Consider the following 1,658-nt stretch of genomic DNA (forward strand, 5'->3'; position numbering starts at 1 on the left):
CCTTCGTGACTGGCCTCGTAGCCCAGACGTGCATAGAAGCGCTGGGCATCTGTGCGCGTCTTATCGGTCGTGAGTTGGGCAATCGCTGCGCCGAATCGTCGCCCGCAGTCATGTGCCCAGTCGAAGACCGCCGTGCCCAGGCCGAGACCCTGCGCGTCGGAACCGATCCTGACCGCTTCGATCTGCAGCCGCGTCGACCCCAGTCGTGACAGGCTCGGGATGAGAGTCAGCTGCAGGGTGCCGACAGTGGCGGGCAGCTGCTCACCAGCATGGTTCGACTGGGAAACGTTCGTGACATCGTCGATTGCTGTCAGCAGCTGATTGGGATCGGCGTCGATGAGACCGAAGGCATGCTGGTAGGCGGCGGCATCCTCGGCGTCGGATCCTTCGCCCTCGCGACCGGCGCGAAGTGTGCCCTCGCGACCGGCGCCGAGCGCGTCATCGCGCAGCAGGGACACCAGCCGGGGGACATCTGTCGTGGTCGCACGACGAATCAGGTACCGCTTGTCGGCGAGGGTGATCGTCTCCTGGTCGAACTCGGAGAATCCAACGGTGCCCGATGCGTCGGTCACAGCGCGGCCTCCTGGGAGCTGCTGTTTTCACCGGGCTGCTCACGCGGTGGTGTGCTGTAGGGCCGGCGGGCGTACACCGAGGCCAGGAGCGCACCGGAGACGTTGTGCCACACACTGAACACGGCACCCGGAAGGGCGGCCAAGGGGGAGAAGTAGGTCGTGGCCAGGGTGGAGGCGAGGCCGGAGTTCTGCAGGCCCACCTCGAAGGACAGCGCGCGCCTGGTCGGAGTGTCCAAGCGGCAGGCGGCTGCAACTCCGTAGCCGATGCCCAGCCCCAGGACGTTGTGCGTGATGACCGCCAGAAGGACGAGGAGCCCCGCCGAGGCGATGGAGTCGGCGGAACCGGCGACGACGATCGCGACGATGTAGGCGATGGCGATCGATGCCAGCCAGGGCAGAATCGGGGCGATCGCGTCGACGAGCTTCGAGGCCACGACCCTGACGAGGACACCGACGATGACCGGCACGAGCACCGTTTGGCAGATCGAGACGAACATCGACCAGAAGGGCACGTCCATATAGGAACCCGCCAGCCACAGTGTCAGCAGGGGAGTCAGCACCGGTGCGAGGAGGGTCGACAGCGTCGTGATCGACACCGACAGCGCGGTGTCGCCCTTGGCCAGATAGGTCACGACGTTCGAGGCAGTGCCACCGGGCGCGCAGCCGACGAGGATGACGCCGACGGCGATCTCTGCGGGAAGGCCGAACAGCGTGACGACGAGGAGGCCGAGCAGCGGCATGGCGATGTACTGGGTGGCGGCGCCGAGGGCGGCGATCCATGGTTTCTTGGCGATTCTGGCGAAGTCCGGCAGGGTCAGCGTCAGGCCCATGAAGAACATGACCACGCCGAGGCTCCAGGTGATCGTGGGTGCCAGGGGAGTGAACGTGTCGGGGCTGAGGAATCCGAGCACCCCCGCGATGACGACGAGGACCGGCAGCGCGGTGACAGCGATGATCGAACTGCGGTCGGAGCGCGGTGCTTGCGTGGACGACGTCGGCGTCTGTCCCGTCTGGGATTGCGGGTTCGGTGTCTGCTGCGACCCCGATGGTGGTGGCGTGGATGAGTCGGACATGAACTCAGACTAG

Annotated in this window: 2 protein-coding genes; both read right to left on the reverse strand. The window is 66.3% G+C overall.

Annotation, left to right across the window (positions count from 1 at the left end):
* Positions 1-572, reverse strand: a 572-nt coding sequence (locus L0G76_RS16110; RefSeq protein ID WP_304358134.1) for a GNAT family N-acetyltransferase, incomplete at its 3' end; no start/stop codon positions are given.
* Positions 569-1,645 carry a bile acid:sodium symporter family protein gene (locus tag L0G76_RS16115; RefSeq protein WP_304358135.1) on the reverse strand — a complete coding sequence of 359 codons (1,077 nt, stop codon included), beginning with the start codon at positions 1,643-1,645 and terminating at the stop codon, positions 569-571. The genes L0G76_RS16115 and L0G76_RS16110, both read right to left, overlap by 4 nt.
* Positions 1,646-1,658 lie beyond the last annotated feature (13 nt).

It is taken from the genome of Brevibacterium picturae (assembly GCF_030453725.1).
GTDB classification, from domain to species: domain Bacteria; phylum Actinomycetota; class Actinomycetes; order Actinomycetales; family Brevibacteriaceae; genus Brevibacterium; species Brevibacterium sandarakinum_A.

Coding starts and splice junctions, on each gene's coding strand:
- L0G76_RS16115 (WP_304358135.1), bottom strand. CDS start 1,645: ATGTCCGACTCATCCACGCCACCACCATCGGGGTCGCAGCAGACACCG.